The organism is Rhodococcus sp. KB6 (assembly GCF_001445685.1).
GTDB lineage: Bacteria > Actinomycetota > Actinomycetes > Mycobacteriales > Mycobacteriaceae > Rhodococcus_F > Rhodococcus_F qingshengii.
Window position 1 is genome coordinate 34,948 of sequence record NZ_LNAK01000021.1, and the last position, 12,798, is coordinate 47,745.

General features: G+C 60.8%; 10 protein-coding genes and 1 pseudogene. 1 reads left to right on the plus strand and 10 read right to left on the minus strand.

Annotation, left to right across the window (positions count from 1 at the left end):
- Positions 1–364: 364 nt before the first annotated feature.
- From ASU23_RS04110 to ASU23_RS04150, 9 genes and pseudogenes are all read right to left on the minus strand, one after another.
- Entirely contained in the window at positions 365–1,426 is a 1,062-nt protein-coding gene (locus ASU23_RS04110; protein WP_058037349.1) for a BtrH N-terminal domain-containing protein, read from the minus strand.
- Between the two features lie 53 nt (positions 1,427–1,479).
- Positions 1,480–1,953: pseudogene (locus ASU23_RS34715) on the minus strand (cytochrome P450); the annotation flags it as partial.
- A gap of 65 nt (positions 1,954–2,018) precedes the next feature.
- Positions 2,019–3,221, minus strand: a complete 1,203-nt coding sequence (locus ASU23_RS04115; protein WP_058037350.1) for an NAD(P)/FAD-dependent oxidoreductase — start codon at positions 3,219–3,221, stop codon at positions 2,019–2,021.
- Positions 3,218–4,606: a cytochrome P450 gene (locus tag ASU23_RS04120; protein WP_058037351.1), complete on the minus strand. Its 1,389-nt coding sequence runs from the start codon at positions 4,604–4,606 to the stop codon at positions 3,218–3,220. The genes ASU23_RS04115 and ASU23_RS04120 overlap by 4 nt, the downstream gene beginning before the upstream one ends.
- 24 nt (positions 4,607–4,630) lie before the next feature.
- A complete protein-coding gene (locus ASU23_RS04125) occupies positions 4,631–4,951 on the minus strand; it encodes a 2Fe-2S iron-sulfur cluster-binding protein (RefSeq protein ID WP_058037352.1) in 321 nt (106 codons plus the stop codon).
- A 350-nt stretch (positions 4,952–5,301) separates the two neighbouring features.
- On the minus strand, positions 5,302–6,699 hold the full coding sequence (locus ASU23_RS04135; RefSeq protein ID WP_058037354.1) for an aldehyde dehydrogenase family protein: 1,398 nt from the start codon (positions 6,697–6,699) through the stop codon (positions 5,302–5,304).
- A 153-nt stretch (positions 6,700–6,852) separates the two neighbouring features.
- Positions 6,853–7,959: an NDMA-dependent alcohol dehydrogenase gene (locus ASU23_RS04140; RefSeq protein ID WP_058037355.1), complete on the minus strand. Its 1,107-nt coding sequence runs from the start codon at positions 7,957–7,959 to the stop codon at positions 6,853–6,855.
- Positions 7,960–8,002: 43 nt separating this feature from the next.
- A complete protein-coding gene (locus tag ASU23_RS04145; RefSeq protein WP_082661336.1) occupies positions 8,003–9,619 on the minus strand; it encodes a long-chain fatty acid--CoA ligase in 1,617 nt (538 codons plus the stop codon).
- A gap of 48 nt (positions 9,620–9,667) precedes the next feature.
- A complete protein-coding gene (locus ASU23_RS04150; protein WP_058037389.1) occupies positions 9,668–10,078 on the minus strand; it encodes an SCP2 sterol-binding domain-containing protein in 411 nt (136 codons plus the stop codon).
- Between the two features lie 868 nt (positions 10,079–10,946).
- Here ASU23_RS04150 and ASU23_RS04155 point away from each other — a divergent pair.
- Positions 10,947–12,053 (plus strand): AraC family transcriptional regulator, encoded by a 1,107-nt coding sequence (locus ASU23_RS04155; protein WP_082661337.1) that lies wholly within the window; start codon positions 10,947–10,949, stop codon positions 12,051–12,053.
- Here the strand turns inward: ASU23_RS04155 and ASU23_RS04160 are convergent.
- Positions 12,011–12,646: a TetR/AcrR family transcriptional regulator gene (locus tag ASU23_RS04160; RefSeq protein ID WP_082661331.1), complete on the minus strand. Its 636-nt coding sequence runs from the start codon at positions 12,644–12,646 to the stop codon at positions 12,011–12,013. The genes ASU23_RS04155 and ASU23_RS04160 overlap by 43 nt on opposite strands.
- Positions 12,647–12,798 lie beyond the last annotated feature (152 nt).

Consider the following 12,798-nt stretch of genomic DNA (forward strand, 5'->3'; position numbering starts at 1 on the left):
CAATCCACTCGGTTACGCGTCACCACAACTCATGTTGTGTGCAGCAGTGAGCCCCTAAAGGTTCGCCGCCCGCGTTTGAGCCGAATACCGAAAGACGTCTGTCCAGTTCTATGGACCAGACCGTTTTCGGTGTTCCCGCCAAACGATGCGAATCACTAGGGGCCCAAGATGAAACTTTCGATTTCAAGGCCGCGTTCTGGGCGATCTTGTGCGCACCCGATCGTATGCCACTCGAACATCGGCGCGAGTCGCCCGAACGAACTCGGCAATCCGCTCTTCCTGCACGTCAGTAAGCACTGCGTGTCTTCGCTCGACAGTCAGCGCGGAGATCAGTGTCGCCACGCACAGACCCGGCTGTCGGCCGTCAACGACCCGCAAGTCTCAGCGAGAGCGCAGCGGTCTCGAGGGACTCGACCAGCTTGAGCTCCAGTTCGGGGAGGCTGCTGGCCGCCACAGCCACGTTCTCCACGCGGGCTCGTATTTCGACGTCTCGTTGGATTCCCACCCGTGCCGCGTCGGTCCACGCTTGCGCACAATTTCCGGCCGCGATCGCGAGCTCGGCTGTCGCGCCATCACCGGTTAGACGTGCGACATCGCCGCACCCTTGGGCGAGCAGGCGGCGAAACAGTCCACCGCCTGTGCCTGCCTTCTCTACGAATGCGCGCAGGCCATACAGGACGACCTCGAGGTCATCGTCGGGGAGGTCGCCCCAGGTCTGGACGTCTTCCGCCAGAAGCGAAGCCGCGGCCAGGCCTTCGGTTCCCGTCTCCGCAACATCGACGATTCCAGGCTCAGACGGCCGGCGCATACTGTCCGAGGACTGGCGAAACGCGTCCGCCGCGATGAATCGCAGGTCTGGCAACTCCTCCGGCCAGGTGATGCGGTAGGTGCGGTGACGGGTCGGCTCAGGGAATGCCGTCGATGCTCGAGCACGTGCCAATGCGGCGAGGGAGACCTCTTGCACCTCCGCGCGGTCGTTGTCCACGACGAAGGCAACGCCCTGGGCCTCGTCGTAGCCGATCACAACGATGTCGTGGCGGCTCATCTGCAACTGGACTCGTAGGTACGGCAGTTCAGCGATGTCGCCCCACACGAGACTGGGTCGACCGGCATCGATCTCGTCAACCACCCAGGACCATCCCTCGGCAGGATCGTCTGTAGTCAGGACGTCGACCTGGCCACCGAGCCGGCGAGGGAGATCGATCTCGAAGTCAGAGTTCCGTCCCACCAGATACAGCGGCGGAGTCAGGTCCTTCGATCGGACATAGGACAGCCCCAGTGCACCGCCGAGCGCGAACACCAAACCCTCATCCGGCGGACCGTCCCACCCCAGGCCATTCCAGTGGATCAGATCCCGCATCGCGCCCGACCCGCAATGACCTCCCATCCGGTGGGGGTAGCCCTCGATCAAGGTACTGCCGAGCATGAAAACTCCTTACAGCGCACACCAACGCTTTGACAGGTATGTGGTCATCATTCCAGCGTGGGCCCTAGTTGCGCGACGTAGCCGGCCAGTCTGTCGCGGGTGAACGCTTCCTGCATGTTCCATCGAAACTCATCAGCATCAGTCCACGATGGAAGAACGCGTCGATGCGATACGTCCACCCGTCCTGGGAGAACGCCCTTGCCTTGGTCGTTAGCGCATCCTGAGTGGCATCCGGTCCGGCCACTTGCCACCACCATCTTCGTGCCGATCGCACCCATCCTCGAAACTTCTCCGAACTGACTGAATCTCGACCTGGTGAAGTCGGAACCAAAACGGATGTAGTCCAGAGTGTGTCCGAGAAGTGGCATACCGGCGGATCCCGGCACCGGCGTGAGACCAGACCCCTCAGGGGCCGGGGCCAGTTCCCGCACCGGCCATCGACCACTCTTCTTTAAAAGCAGCGCCATAAATACCGATGAGCGTCGCTCACGCCCCCATGCGATAGGAGACTGCATCGTGACAGTCATCGATTCTCCCTTCGTACGCATTCGCACCGCAGATCGTCAAGACCCGCGTTCGAGAGCTGGTCAGGTCACGCCGATCCGACGCGTGCTAGCTCTGCTCGGTTCATGGGGAGTTGCTGGGTGATGGTCCGTTTACTGGTTATGAAGTCACGGGGGCGGTTGATGCAGTCTGCTGCGATGAGCTCACCAGCCCTGAGATAAAAGCAGCTGAAGTCGCGGTCGCGTACCGGGTCGCCGCTGAGAACAACCTCGTCGTACCCGGTGTTGAGACCGGCAATCTGGAGCTTGAGCTCGTATTGGTCTGACCAGAACCACGGAAGCGCTGCGATCTGTTTAGGTTTCCCGCAAATGGTTGCCGCGGCCACCTTGGCCTGCTCGCCCGCGCTCGGCACCGACTCCAAACGGATGCGGCGGCCGTAACGAGCCATGTCATGACTTGCACAATCCCCGGCGGCGAGGATGTCGGGGGCGCTGGTCCGAGCTTGATCGTCAATCACGATGCCGTTGTCGATGAGCAGGCCAGCGGCCGACGCGAGGTCGATGTTCGGCTCCACGCCGATGCCGACAATGACGATGTCCGCTGGAATTGTTTGACCGGTGGCCAGAATCACCTCACGAACCTGTTCGTCCCCGGACAGCGCCTCGACCGAGGCGTCGGTGCGAATGGTGACACCTTCCGCGCGATGAATGCGGTCGAAGAACGTCGACACCTCCGGAGCCGTGACGCGTTCGAGCACGCGGCCGGCGGCTTCGAGTACAGTGACCTCGAGACCCAACGCGCGCAGCGACGCCGCTGTCTCCAGTCCGATGTAGCCACCGCCGACGATCACGACTCGCCGGCCGGGTATCGTGGCCGCACGGAGCAATGTCACGTCCGCGGCCGTGCGCAGATAGTGGACTCCGGCCAGGTTGGCACCCGGAATCGACAGCCGCCTGGGTCGTGCGCCGGTGCACAGGGCGAGGTTGTCGTAGGTCAATGTTTCGCCCGTGCCCAACACGACGTGTTTCGCAGATGGTTCGATCGATTCGACTGTCGCGTCGAGGAGCTGAATCCGTTGCTTCGCATAGAACTCTGCGCCTCGAAGCGCGAGTTCGCTGACGCCGCACTTGTTGGCCAGATAGGCCTTTGACAACGGAGGGCGTTGGTAGGGCAGCGCCGATTCGTCGCCGATGAGGACGATTTCTCCGGTCCACCCCTCCTGTCTCAGGCCGGCGGCGAGTTGGACCCCAGCATGGCTGGCGCCGATGATGACGGCCCGCTGCGTTGTCACGTGTCGGACTTGGGGGTTAGGCGGACCATCATCTTGCTAATCCCCCGCACAAAGTTGGACTGCACGTACTCGGGTTCGCCGACAACCTCGATGTTCTCGAAACGAGAAAGCAGTTCTTCCCAGAGGATCTTCAGCTGCAGTTCGGCCAGCCGGTTACCCATGCAGCGGTGGACACCGAAGCCGAAGGAGATGTGGTTGCGGGCGTTGGCGCGGTCGATGATGAAATCATCAGGCCTGTCGAATATGCGCTCGTCTCGGTTTCCCGAGGCGTACCACATCACTACCTTGTCGCCCTTGCGGATGAACTGACCGTTCAAAATCGTATCGGCCTTGGCGATACGGCGCATGTAGGCCAATGGTGTCTGCCACCGGATGATCTCGGAGTTCATGTTCGGAATCAGGTCGGGGTTGGCCTTCAGTTTCTCAAACTGGTCGGGGAACCGGTTCAACGCAAGAACGCCGCCGCTCATCGAATTGCGAGTGGTGTCGTTGCCACCGACGATCAGCAGGATGAGATTGCCCAAAAACTCCATCGGACGGTCAATCAGATCCGCGGTGTCGTCATTGGCCTGCAGCATCGTGATCAAGTCGAAGCCTGGTTCCTCACCAGCAGCGGTCCGGGCAGCCTTGTCTCGCCAGAGTTCGCTGAGACCTTGCGCCATTTCACGCATACCGCGGAACGTGTCGTCGAGGTCTGAGGGGCCGCCGTTGGTCTGCTCCATCGACGTTGCCAGATCGGACCATTCGACGAGCTTGCGGCGCTGCTCGTACGGGTAATCCAACAAGGTCGCCAGCATGCGAGCGGTCAACTCGATCGACACAGTCTGAACCCAGTCGAAGGGCTCGTTGAGCGGCACCTCGTCGAGCACCTCCTGCACGCGCGAGCGAATCAGCCCTTCCATCTCGCGGAGATTCTTCGGCGCGACCACGCCTTGCACGGCAGCCCGCTGCCTGTCGTGCCGCGGCGGATCCATCGCGATGAACATCGAGATGTCCAAAAAGCGCGGTGGGACACCGATGACAATCAACGGCTCAGCGGAGAACACCTCGTGATTCTTGTCTACGGCCACGATGTCGGCGTGGCGGGTGACCGACCAGAACGGGCCAAACGGACTGTTGGGTTGGAAATGCACCGGGGCCTCGTTGCGCACGCGCTCGAAGTACGACTGCCACCGCCCCTGACGGTAGAGAAAGGGGTTGCTGAGGTCGATGTCGGCGAGTTCGACATCCTCGACCGGCGGAATGGGGGATTCGACGAACAGCTTCTTACCGTTCGATCCGGTCACTACACGCCGCGTCTTGTCGTATAGATGTGCGCCACGGATCTGCAGATCCATCGGAATAGCTGACTGGACACGCTCGGCGATTACTTCAGAAACCTTCATTGTGTTATATCCGTTTCCTCGTGGTCACATCTGAAATTCGGGCGTCTGAACGACCAAGCCATCCCACGCTGCGGAGACGTCCATCTGGCAAGACAACCGGGAGGTCGGTTCACGCTCGGGGTTCATAGCGAGCATCTCCTCCTCAACGGCGCCCGAACGCCCAACCGTCTCCGACCACCGCGGATCGACGATCACATGGCACGTCCCACACGCCGCTTCACCTCCACAATCGCCATCGATACCGGGCACCGCGTTGTCGGTGGCGACCTTCATCAACGATTGGCCCTCCACCAGCGGCGCTTCGTGCTGCTCGCCGTCATGAGTTACGAACGTGACAACTGCCATAACCAACTCCTGATGCGGTGTCGTAAGATCTCTAATAATTGTGGTGAAAGTTGCCTGCGGCGGCTATGTCCCGTCGAGACCAAAAGGTTGTGACTTTGGCTCAACGGGCTAGACCCCGGTGAGCCACGATACCGAGTGCTACCGCCGCTACTGTTCATGCTGTCAAGTCAGTCCACCGTTTAACCGGACGAGCGTGAAGTGCAAGACTCGCTGGTCGGTGAGATTCGACGGAACGCGACCTACGTCTCCTGCATGTGTATTAAACAGTTCCCACATTCGCCGTGCACCCGGGCCTTTCGCGACGAGTGATCCGAGGGACGACGTTGTTGAACCGGTGTCCATCAGCTCGTTCATAGAAGTCTCCGTAGCAACTTAATCGTACGTTCGGTGTACGGCGGATAGATCAGTCGCAGATCGGGTTTGGCACGTTTGGACAGCACTGCTCTGCGGTGACTCAGGGCTTCGAACCCCCACTTGCCGTGATAGGCGCCGATCCCACTGGCGCCCACGCCGCCGAAGGGCAGCTGTGGAATCAAGCAGTGCAATGCGACGTGGTTGATGACCGCGCCACCAGATGGGATGCGGTCGATCAGGTGGCGGGCCTGCTGCGACGAAGATGTGAATAGGTAGAGCGCCAATGGTTTTGGTCCGGCGTTGATCTGGGATACAGCTGCGTCGATCGAGTCGAACGCGAGGACCGGCAAGACGGGACCGAAGATCTCGCCGGCCATGACCGCATCAGTTTCGGGCGGATTCACGATGACAGTCGGCTCAATGCGTAGGCTTTCCCGGTTGGAGCGACCCCCGGTGACGATGGTGCCCTGGGTAGCGGTGATTAAGTCAACCAGCCGGTCGAATTGCCGCGCATTGACGATCGGCAGTGAGAACTTCGCTTCGGCGGACCGGAACTCGGCGATGTTCTGGATGATCTTTTTCACCAATACGTCGACGATCGACTTGTCCGCCAAAACGTAATCTGGGGCGATGCAGGTTTGGCCAGAGTTGAGCAACTTGACCCACGCGATCCGACGCGCAGCGACGTCGATGTCGGCGTCGGCGGCCACGACGACTGGGCTCTTCCCGCCCAACTCGAGCGTTACCGGAGTCAAAGTCATCGCGGCGGTGGCCATGATTTTCTTACCGATCTCTGTGCCTCCGGTGAACAGGGCATGATCGAACCCCTGGCACAGCAGATCCTGAGTTGTCTCGCCGTCTCCCTCTACGACTCGGACCGCCTCCGCATCAAGGTATTCCGGCACCCTACGGGCTAGTAACGCGGAGGTTGCGGGCGCAAGCTCGGATGGCTTGATCACTGCGCAGTTGCCGGCTGCCACCGCTGCAACCAATGGCCCCAGAGCCAAATAGAGGGGGTAGTTCCACGGTCCGATGACCAGCACGACGCCCAATGGGTCGTACTGCACCCACCCGCGACCAGGCAACTGACTCAGCGGCAATGACACGCGTTTATGTCGCATCCATTTTTTGAGGTGTTTTCGCGCGAAGCTGGCTTCGGTCTTCGTGGCGTTGATGTCGCCAAGCCACGCCTCGACAGGGGAGCGACCAAGGTCATCCGCCAACGCCGCGGCGATCTCGCCCTCACGCTCCGTACAGAGCCGTTCGATCCCTGCCAGTTGATCCAGGCGCCACTGCAAATCCCGCGTACGTCCTGACTCTGCGACACGACGGACCTCGTCGAGTAGTTGATGACAGTCAGGCCTGACGCCTTGCGATTCGGTTGGTAGTGGCATGTGAACTAGCCTTCCTGGTTGCTGGGGCGATTCGCGTGTGCGCGGGAGCGTCCCCGAACCTCGACTTGGAGGCGCCTGGCCAGCCGCGCACGAGATCCACCGCTTACCGTCGCCACCGTCGATAGAAGTTCCCCCCGCCCCCGCGGTGGAGCGTCAAAATCGGACGAGGCCTCGGATGTTGCGGCCTGATCGCATGTCTTCGTACCCCTCGTTGATCTGGTCGAGGGTGTACTCCCGGGTGATCAGCTCGTCGAGCTTCAGTTGTCCGCCGTTGTAAAGTTCCACCAGACGCGGGACGTCGTGAGCGGCGTTGGACGAGCCGTAGAGCGAACCGCGAATTTGCTTCTCATACAGTGTCAATTCGAGCAGCGAACCTGACATTGAGGTGTCCTCGGGATGTCCGATTGCGGTCACCACCACGCGTCCACGCCTGCCGACGAGTGAGAGCGCCTCGGCAATATAGGACCCCTCGGCGACATCAGTGGTCACGATGCAGACGTCGGCGAGTTTGCCGCGAGTGATGTCGCTGATGAGTGCCCACGCTTCGTCGGCCGAGGTAGCGGCATGAGTAGCTCCGAACCCGCCGGCCTGCTTGCGCTTGAACTCCACGGGATCGACGGCGATGATGTTCAACGCGCCAGCGATTCGCGCGCCTTGAATCGCGTTCATACCGATGCCTCCGGCCCCGATCACGACCACCGTGTCCCCGGCACGCACCTCGCCTGTGCGCACCGCCGACCCGTAGCCGGTCGTGACACCGCAGCCGATCAGCGCTGCCTTGTCCAACGGTGTCCCTGTGTCGATCTTGACCAGTGACGATCTCGGCACCACCGTGTACTCGGAGAACGTGCCCAGCAGACACATCTGGCCAATGTCCTCACCGCGCGCGTGAAAGCGGTAGGTGCCGTCGATCTGCGGGCCCATCATGATGGCGGCACCCATGTCGCACAGATTCCCCATGCCACGCGCACAGTACGAACAGTGTCCGCACGACGGGAGAAAGGTGAGGATCACCGAATCGCCCTCGGCAATGTCCTCGATACCCGCACCGACTTCGACCACGGTGCCAGCACCCTCATGACCGCCCACGACGGGCAGCGGAAACGGTAGGTCACCGGTCACGAGGTGTTCGTCGGAATGGCACAACCCACTAGCGGTCAGCCGCACCATCACCTCGTTGGGGCCGGGTGGATCCAACTCGACCTCCTCGACCTCCCATTTCTCCCCCAAGCCCCACAGAACAGCAGCGCGTGTCTTCATGACTCTCCTTAGATCGATAAATCTGGTTGCCGCGGTAGCCCCGTCAGGCGAGTGTCTCGACGGTGAGGTTTCCGTCGGCGTGCTCGCTGCGTAGCTTCTTCTTGTCGAACTTGCCGGTCGAGGTCAGTGGAACTTCCGCAACGAATGCCCACCGCTCCGGTAACCACCACTTGGCCACTCGCGGACGAAGGAACTCCGACAATTCCGCGGCAGTCGCCGTGCGGTCACTGTCAAGAACGACAACTGCCAGCGGTCGTTCCTGCCACTTGTCATCGGGCACACCGATCACCGCGGCGGTACGTACCGCGGGATGAGCCGCCAACTCGTTCTCCAGTTCGACCGAGGAAATCCATTCCCCCCCGGACTTGATGACGTCCTTCGAACGGTCGGTCAGAGCGATGAACGCGTCTGCGCTGATCGTGCCGACGTCTCCGGTGGACAACCACCCGTCCGCCGACACCGCCGGCCTGTCGTGCTCGTAGTACGACCCAGTGATCCACGGGCCGCGGATCTGTATCTCGCCAACCGACTTTCCGTCCCAGGGTTGCTCGGCACCAGCGTCATCGACGATCCGGGCCTGCACGCCGGCCACCACCCTGCCCTGGGTTGCACGAATCTGCAAGGACTTCTCCGCTGAGTCGGTGTCCCGCGGCAGTGCGACCGCTGCAAGCGGCGATGTCTCGGTCATCCCCCATGCCTGCACAATGCGGATACCCAGATCGTCGTAGGCGGTCATCAACGACCGCGGAACCGCGGAACCCCCACATGCCACCATCTTCAGCGAACTCACGTCATGGCCGGGATTGTCTCGTAGATAGTGCAGAACGTCGGTCCAGATCGTTGGAACAGCGCCCGCCATCGTCGGTCGCGCTGCCTCGATCATCTCCACCAACGGCTCAGCCTGCAAAAAGCGGTCGGGCAGGAGCAGTTGCGCACCCGCCATCATCGCCGCGTAGGGAAGTCCCCACGCATTGGCATGGAACATCGGCACGATCGCCAACACCGTGTCGTCATGACCGATGCCCAGCGCATTCGAGGTGCACGCCGCCTGAGAATGCAACCACGTCGAACGATGGCTGTAAACTACGCCTTTCGGATTCCCAGTGGTTCCGCTGGTATAGCACATTGCCGCGGCGGACCGCTCATCGACGTCAGGCCAGTCAAACGAGCTCGACTGGGCGGCCAGCACATCGTCGTATCGAAGAATGTCCTTACCGCACCCCTCAACGGCGCCGAGGTCACCCTGACCGGTAACCAGCACCGTGCGCACTGACGTCATCGACGATAACGCCGGCGCCAAAAGCGGAAGGACAGTGCCATCAACGATGATCACCCGGTCGTCGGCGTGGTTAACAATCCACGTCAGCTGATCGGTCGGCAGCCTCAGGTTCAACGTGTGCAACACCGCGCCCATCGACGGCACCGCCGCGTAGCCCTCGAGGTGTTGTTGATTGCTCCACTGCAGCGTTGCGACGCGCTCATCGCCATGAATCCCGAGCTCGCGAAGCGCATTGGCCAACCGAGCCGCACGTTCACCCAACTCGCGATACGACACCCGCGAGATCTGCCCCGGCCCGCGCGCGGTCAACACCTCCCGTTCGCCATGGATTGATTCGGCATGACGCAGTATTGATGACACGGTCAACGGCACGTCCTGCATGGTGCTCTTCACCGAGCCACCATCCCGTTTTCAGCGGTCACGCGATGGTCACGCATCGATCAAATCCTGGCGATCTTGACTCCGCAACATCAACCGGTATTCCGGAAACAAGTTCTTCGCCTGCGGGATCAACTTGACCAACTTCGGCACCGGGCCCTTCGCCCTCACGGTTCCCTTCGCCATCGCCATCGTCAGGTTCACCTTCCCAAGCCAGAACTTGTTCCCGGTGTCAGCCGACATGAATAGCTCAACATTGGGCACAGCCACACTCGAAGTCCCGGTCTCCACCACCTTGTTCGGCATATCCACCGTCACCACTGCGTCCGGATCTGTGTAATGCACCCGCAATACCACACCCGAACCCGCTAGCTTGTCTCCCAGTCCATCTACCTCAAGACCATGCTGAAATATGCCCGCGAGAAATTTGTAGACCTCGTTCTCGTCCTTAAACACTGCCATTGCGAACCTCCTCGAATCCTCGTTGTGGAACAGCTTCATAACGGTTGAGCAGCAGCGCGGCCGGATCGCTCTCGCCGATAGATGTCAGACATTTCCGGAAACGCTGACTGAACTGTGCGCGCACCTCGTAGACACGCCAGCCTCGGCCGACCACGCCGAAGATTGCGGAATGCGAGATACCAAGGTAGGGCGCCGACGACGTGCGGCATCGCGCGAGCACGCAGCCCCGCACCGTGGATGAGACGACTTGACGTGCTGCACCTGTCTCGGTCCCGATAACTCGATTGAGGGTGCGGGATGCGCTATTTCTCACATCAACTCCCATACTTGCTGACCACCGTTTGCGAGGTACATCATCGCATCGAATGTCCCGTTTCGTTACGTTTTCAGTTTTTTGTAATGTCGTAAGCAAAGCTCACTTTTCACCAGGCGCCCACGCTGGCGGCGTGGCCTGAACTTGGCACTTGGGCCCACCCTTGCACTGCAGAGCTTGTCTCGTACCCGCACGTTCGAGATCAACCGTCCACCGCCACTACTTCGAATAATGAAGCAGTGGCGGTGGTGTCCTGGGCCGGGAAACGGTCGCGCGACCACACGGGGCAACCGAAACTGAAATTTCCGCACTTTGTGCAATCTTCGATACCGAGCTTTTGCTGACCATCAAGTGTGCTCACTTTGTCTACTACGGCAACCGAGGTCGCCACCGATTAGAACGGGTTCCGGGTATTTCAACGCGAGAACGCCACCGCTCATCGAGTTGTTACCCGAATCCCCGGTGTGGGGTCTCGATGAATTGTCTCGGGGGACGAGATCAAGGGCTATGTTCACTAGAGTCAGATACTTGTGGATTCAGCCCAAAGGAACCATCGTGAACCTCAACGACGAAGGAATACCCCCGTTCGTATTCGTCCAGATGCTGGAGAGTCGCGCCCTCGATTCGGTCGCGGTCACGCGAATGCGCGGTATCATGCTGTCCGAAGGGGTCGACGAGGCGACCTTTCTCCAGCGTGATACCGCGGCACCGTTGCGGTGGTTCAGACAGGCCTACCCAGAACTCGACATCGACCAGGCAACCCGGTTGGGTTTGGCTTTTGCAGAACAGGCCCGGCTGACGTCGTTCGGGGCCTTAAGTGTGCCATTGGTAAGTGCAGGCTCAATAACCGAGGTCGTCGAACTGCTCGCCTACCTGCCGTTGATCTCGACGGCCCTACGTCCACACTTCCATTGGGATGACCGCGGCCTGACGGTCTGGCTCACGGGAATTACCGGCGATCGGGCGCTCGACTGTTTGGCAGTCACCTACAGCGGGGCAGCGTTGTTGCGAGTGCTGGACATGCTCGTCAGTAGTGCGCCGACCGTGACCCTCCACATGAGCTGGCCGGCGCCCGTCGCGCTCCCAGATACTGAGGACGACTCAGCGCTTGCCGCACGCTTATTTTTTGACGCTCCGATGTCATACCTGCACGTTCCCGCGGACACGCTCGACGACGTGTGTCAGTTTTCCGACCCCCTTGCCTACCGGCTCGCGATCGGTGAACTGAAACACACGCTCGAACAACGGAGAGGCGTCACGTCAATTTCGGAGCAGGTGAGAATCCTCCTCGAAACGGATCCTGCGCAGCGGAGCAGCCAGTGGGTGGCGTACGAGTTGTCCGTATCGACGAGCACACTGAAGCGGAAACTCTCCGCAGAAGGGACGACTTTCCGCGAATTGCAACAATCCTGTCTTCGCGACAGCGCCATGCGGCTCCTATTGACCCGAACCATGTCCGCTACCCAGATCGCACTCGAACTCGGGTACAGCGATCTGACTAACTTCTCGCACGCATTCAAGCGCTGGACCGGCCGTTCTCCAAGCGAGTTCCGTCACGCACGGCTGCCCGACCCAGCCCCGGATCCCCTATGTCTGCGATCAAGCGGGCCGCAGGCATACTATGAGGGGAAGGCCCGCCGGGAACAGCTGCCGTCGCCTTGAGACGGCACGGTCGCGAGCGGTTCCTCAAGTCCCAAATAGCGCAGGGCGACTCGCGAAATCTGCCGCCCAGTGGCGTCACTTTCGTCGGCAGGAAGAACGAGATGACTCACCGTCAACCGAACGAGCGCGTCGATACCGTCAGCGACGTCGTCACTATCGAGCTGCGGAAAGTGATCGGTGAACCAGCACACCAACTCGTTTGACGCGATCTGCAGCAACGTGGTCGACGTCGTGAGCAACGGCAACATTCCTGTACTGCGGCTGGACTCTGCGGTGCCGTCTGCGGTATTAGACGTCAAGACCGCTTTGAGCAAGGGGCTGGCCGCGGCCTCGTCCAAAGTGAATCGAACGGCGCAGGTGATGGCCTCATTTGCATGGTCGCTGCGTTGATCTAGAACTTGACGAATCCCCACCAGGAACCGCTCGCCCTCCCTGACAACGAGGGCGTCGCCGAGACCCTGCTTGTCGCCGAACTCTTTGTACAACATGGGGCGAGAGACTCCGACGAGCGCAGCAATTTCGGCCACGCGTACGCGCTCCCACCCCTTCTCGACAGTCAGCACGTGAGCTGTCGCCAACACCTGCTCGCGCATATGCCGTCGAAAAGTCATACGCATCGATTCGCCCGCCATGCCGACACTCTAGACGGGCGGCAGATTTTGTTCATTTCAGGTCACAACGCAACGCACACTGCGTCGAGAAGACGACGTTGACACCGTTGACAGTTTATGCTCTTCTGATCCGA